We start from the raw sequence: 3224 nt of genomic DNA on the forward strand, positions 1-3224 counted from the left end.
CAATGATTTTAAAGGCGTATTTTCAAGAAAGCATAAAGAAGTTAATCCTATAACTCAATATCTATTGAAAAACAGACATATTTATCTATATATTTTTATTGTAAAAATGAAAAGCATCCTAACGTAAAATTGTATATTCTCTCAAATCTATTTGAACGGAGTTGTTAATGTGAAAGGAATCATCCTAGCAGGTGGATCAGGTACACGCTTGTATCCATTAACCAAAGCTACGTCAAAACAATTAATGCCTGTATATGACAAGCCAATGATTTACTATCCTATGTCAACATTAATGTTAGCGGGTATTAGAGATATTTTAATTATCTCAACACCTCAAGATACACCAAGATTTAAAGATTTATTTGGTGATGGACAAAATTTAGGAGTTCGTATCGAGTATGCTATACAACCAAAACCTGATGGTCTAGCACAAGCGTTTATTATTGGCGAAGAATTTATTGGTGATGATAGCGTCTGTTTAATTCTAGGTGATAATATCTATTATGGTGGAGGATTGTCTCAGTTGCTTCAAAAAGCGGCGAAAAAAGAATCTGGCGCAACTGTTTTTGGATACCATGTCAATGATCCTCAGAGATTTGGAGTGGTAGAATTTAATGATAAAATGCAAGCTATTTCTATAGAGGAGAAACCGCAACAACCCAAATCAAGTTATGCAGTAACAGGTTTATACTTCTATGATAATGAGGTAGTAAAGTTAGCAAAACAAATCAAGCCTTCCGAACGTGGGGAATTGGAAATAACTGATTTAAACCAAAAATATTTGGAAAATGGAAAACTAAGCGTTGAGGTAATGGGACGAGGATTTGCTTGGCTAGATACGGGTACGCATGAATCTTTATTAGAAGCTTCGACTTTTGTTGAAACAATTGAGAAACGCCAAAATTTAAAAGTTGCTTGTTTAGAAGAAATAGCGTATCGCATGGAGTATATCACAAAGGAGAAGTTAGTTAATCTAGCACAGCCATTGAAGAAAAATCAATACGGTCAATATCTTTTACGATTATCTGAGGAAGCAAAAATATGGGGGGAATAACTATTTCTGAAACTAAATTAAAGGATATTAAAATTATAGAACCGGCTGTCTTCGGAGACCGTCGAGGATTTTTTACTGAAAGTTCCTCGGAAGGTGAATTTCAAAAAGTGGGTATTTTAAAAAGTTTGTTTAAGATAATCACACACTTTCAAAAGGGGAGCTTTGCCTAGAAAAACTAAAAAAGGTGAAACTCTATCATATATTAAAAAAGTAAAGCCAAGCTTAATTTCACATTGTGTAGTATATACAGCTGTTGATAAAGCAGAGGATGAAGGCAAATATCGCAATGAGCTTGTTAATGTTAAAGGAACTAAAAATGTGGCTGAGACCGCAAAAATTGTCGGAGCAATGTTAATATATATAAGTACAGACTATGTTTTTGACGTGAAAAAGTGAAGAATACAAGGTAGATGGTAAAACCAATCCTCAAAATGAGTATGGACGGAGCAAATTATTGAGGGAGCAAGCTATACAAGATTTGCTAACGGACTATCATATTTTACGTACTTCATGGGTATTTGGAAGTCATGGGGAAAATTTTGTGTTTTCAATGAAGCATTTAGTAGAATTCCGAAATACATTGTGTGTGGTAAATGACCAATTTGGTAGACCTACATGGAACAGAACATTAGCAGAATTTATGATATATCTTTTTTTAACCAATCCACCGAATGGCGTTTATCACTTCTCAAATGATAATAGTTGCTCGTGGTATGTGTTTGCAAAAGAAATCTTGAAGAGTGATGGTGTCATTATAAATCCGATTTCTTCATCTCAATTTACTAAAAAAGCAATTAGACCACAGTATTCAGTTATGGATTTGTCCAAGGCGAAAGATATAGGTTTTCAAATACCAACTTGGCAAGATACTTTAACTAAAATGCTAAAAGAAAATATTGGATAAGGAGTTATTTATGTCACAGAAAAATATAATGATAATTGGTGGCGAATTTAATAATAAAGGCGCTCAAGCCATGAGTTTTATAACTATCAGTAGACTAAAAGAATTGTTTCCTCAGCATGAAATTTTATTTGTATCCGAAGTTGATATTTACAGAGATCCCAAAGATCTTGTAAACTACAATTTTAAAATAATTCATAATCCTTTTTTGCGGAATAATTTCTTTGGAGAAACTATATTAAGAAAATTACTGAAAAAAAACCAAAGAATAAACCCTAAAGAATATAAAAAATACTTGCCAAATACTGAATATATTTTTGATATTAGTGGATATGCTTTGTCAAGCCAGTGGGGCGAAGAAAAGTCATTACAATATTTAAAAAGGTGTGAGATATCTAGTAACTATGGTATTAAGACAGTTATCCTACCACAATCTATTGGACCGTTTAATTATACATCGGAGAAAATAGATTGGAAAGAAAAATTAAGTCAGACTCTCAATAAGGTAAATCTAATATTTCCTCGAGAAGAGCAAGGGCGGCAAGCGCTAGAAGATGTTAATGTAATTGATAATGTTATACAATGTTATGATTTGGTATTAACAAGCAGAGCTGCAATTAATTGGTCGTCTATTTACCATAATATACCTGAGGACCGAGAGTTTACTATTGCGAGTAAAAGTGTAGCCATAATTCCTAATATGAGAAACTTTGATCACTCTAATAAAGACGAATTATTAGAGGTTTATAACACTATTGTTAATGAGTTGATAAAAAAAGGGAAAAACATTTATTTAATAAGACATTCAGGTGAGGATATAGAGGCTTGTCATCTTATCAAAGATTTATTTAAATATAATGATTCTGTAAAAATAATTAGTGAGGATATGACACCTAGTGAGTTTGAAAAATTAATACAGCAGTTTGATTATGCTATAGCGTCTAGATTTCATTCGGTGGTGCATTCTTATAAAGAAAAGGTTCCTTGTCTTATTTTAGGTTGGGCAATTAAATATCAAGAATTAGCTAAACTTTTTGATCAAAGTCAATATGTTTTAGATGTCAGAAATGATATAAACTTGAAAGAAATCAAGAATTGTATTAGCGAGCTTGACCAGAATTGTTTCGAAGAATCAGTAAAAATAAAAAATGTTCTTAATGATGTTAAGCAATTGCCAGATCCATTTGAATTATTAAAAGAGAAAATATAAGAGGTACTTATGAATAAATTGAAGAAAATTTTACCTGATTTTTTAGTAACCAAGCTTGT

2 protein-coding genes and 2 pseudogenes are annotated in these 3224 nt (G+C 31.9%); all 4 read left to right on the forward strand.

Annotation, left to right across the window (positions count from 1 at the left end; genetic code table 11):
• Window positions 1-169: 169 nt before the first annotated feature.
• The 4 genes and pseudogenes from rfbA to A5867_RS07075 all read left to right on the forward strand — a co-directional run bounded on the left by rfbA (window position 170) and on the right by A5867_RS07075 (window position 3165).
• On the forward strand, window positions 170-1054 hold the full coding sequence (gene rfbA, locus A5867_RS07060) for a glucose-1-phosphate thymidylyltransferase RfbA (RefSeq protein WP_087627226.1): 885 nt from the start codon (window positions 170-172) through the stop codon (window positions 1052-1054).
• Window positions 1042-1170: pseudogene (locus A5867_RS07065) on the forward strand (dTDP-4-dehydrorhamnose 3,5-epimerase family protein); the annotation flags it as partial. The gene rfbA and the pseudogene A5867_RS07065, both read left to right, overlap by 13 nt.
• A 70-nt stretch (window positions 1171-1240) precedes the next feature.
• Window positions 1241-1958, forward strand: a pseudogene (gene rfbD / locus A5867_RS07070) (dTDP-4-dehydrorhamnose reductase); the annotation flags it as partial.
• 10 nt (window positions 1959-1968) lie between these two features.
• Window positions 1969-3165 carry a polysaccharide pyruvyl transferase family protein gene (locus tag A5867_RS07075; protein ID WP_087627228.1) on the forward strand — a complete coding sequence of 399 codons (1197 nt, stop codon included), beginning with the start codon at window positions 1969-1971 and terminating at the stop codon, window positions 3163-3165.
• Window positions 3166-3224: the final 59 nt, after the last annotated feature.

This window comes from Enterococcus sp. 6D12_DIV0197, assembly GCF_002174385.1.
GTDB classification, from domain to species: domain Bacteria; phylum Bacillota; class Bacilli; order Lactobacillales; family Enterococcaceae; genus Enterococcus_D; species Enterococcus_D casseliflavus.